This is a genomic window from Corallococcus sp. AS-1-12 (genome assembly GCF_020036995.1).
Taxonomy (GTDB): domain Bacteria; phylum Myxococcota; class Myxococcia; order Myxococcales; family Myxococcaceae; genus Corallococcus.
The window spans coordinates 1-1340 of record NZ_JAIQDD010000093.1 but is presented as its reverse complement, the minus strand read 5'-3'; the positions used below and the strand labels follow the sequence as shown (position 1 = coordinate 1340).

1 protein-coding gene and 1 pseudogene are annotated in these 1340 nt (G+C 63.6%); both read right to left on the bottom strand.

The genetic code is table 11. The features are described from left to right. Positions 1-737 (bottom strand): DUF2381 family protein (locus K8556_RS38825; protein ID WP_223745176.1); only part of this gene is annotated, 737 nt, incomplete at its 3' end. 26 nt (positions 738-763) lie between these two features. Continuing rightward, positions 764-1340, bottom strand: a pseudogene (locus K8556_RS38820) (serine/threonine protein kinase); the annotation flags it as partial.

The following is a 1340-nucleotide window of genomic DNA, read 5'->3' as shown; positions in this document are numbered from 1 at the left end:
CCGGCCTTGCCTCGAAGCGTTGCCCCGTTCGCAACCCATGGCAAGGCTCCCGCCTTCACCACTAGCTGGATTTCCACGGCCACCCCTTTTGCGGACCGGTAGGTCTTGACGGAGGTTGCCTCAAGCGCGTTCCCCGCCGCTTGGGCAACGTCCTTGGTCACGACTCGCCCTGTCACACCGTGCTCATCCAGTGCCCCGGAAGAGACGAGGCCCGCCAGCCCGCCCGGAGCATCTTGTTCGGCCACCAGTCGTGCGATTTCGCCCTGGTAGCGCATCAACTCCGCACGCAGTTCCCTGGCTTCCTGCTGGTACGTCTCGATCGTCCGCTTCCCGCGATAGACCTCGATGAGCGGTTCCGCCTTTGCGGGATGCACCCGAAGGAGGAAAGAAGCTCTCCCAGGCGCCGCTCCATCCCGGAAACGCACGACCAGCCGAAACTTCTCGCCAGCCGTCACGTGCGACGAAGGCACCAACCGGAGAGTAGTTCGTCCCACATCCACAAGTTCGAATCGGTCTCGGCCTTCCAGTTCGACTTCGTCGTGCGTCATGTCGGAGTCAAAGACGAGTATTGTCGAAAGCCCGGTACTGATCGCAATCTCGGGTGCAGAGAAACCGTCGTCAGGAGTCAGCTCAATGCGACGCGCGCTCGGCGAGGAAGCCGAGGCTTCCGGTTGAGCGACCGACGCCCCACTCGCGAGAAAGAGCCCCAGGAACACGACGACGAAGGAAGAAGACACTCGGCGATGACTCCCAGGTAATTCTGCTACTCGAACTCACTCACCGCCTTCACGCGAGCTGACGTGAAGATACGGGCACTGGAGGGTGAGTCGTCGCCAGGTTCTCGGGCCATGCCTCGGTCCCCCTCCTCCGCGAAGACCTCCATGCACACGGGAAAGCTGTCGCCCTTCGGCGTCGTCGCCCAAGTCAGGCGCCCATACACGCGCTCTCTCACGATGAGCCGGCCAGACAGTACCGTTTTGCTCGGCATGTCCCCCCAAGGACCCGCCAGGACCAATTGCGTCGGGCCCTCACGCACCGAGATGACCTCCGGCCGGGCGACGACGAAGACCGCGTTGTGCTTCCCCCCTATGTCGATATCCAACTTCTCCATGGTCTTCACAGCCCCCACGGGGCACGGCTCAGGCGCAGGTGCTGGGCGCACTTGAGGACCGGGACAAGCCGTCAATGCGGTGCAGACTGCCGCCGTGCTGACTGCACGGGACATGACGCTCATGCCCTTCTTCGTGGGCTTCGAGGGGAGCAGAAGGGGCTGCGTCTCTTTCGGCTGCGTCGTCACGGTGGCTGAAACCTCCTGGAGCGTCGCGGGGAGAGCGACGGCC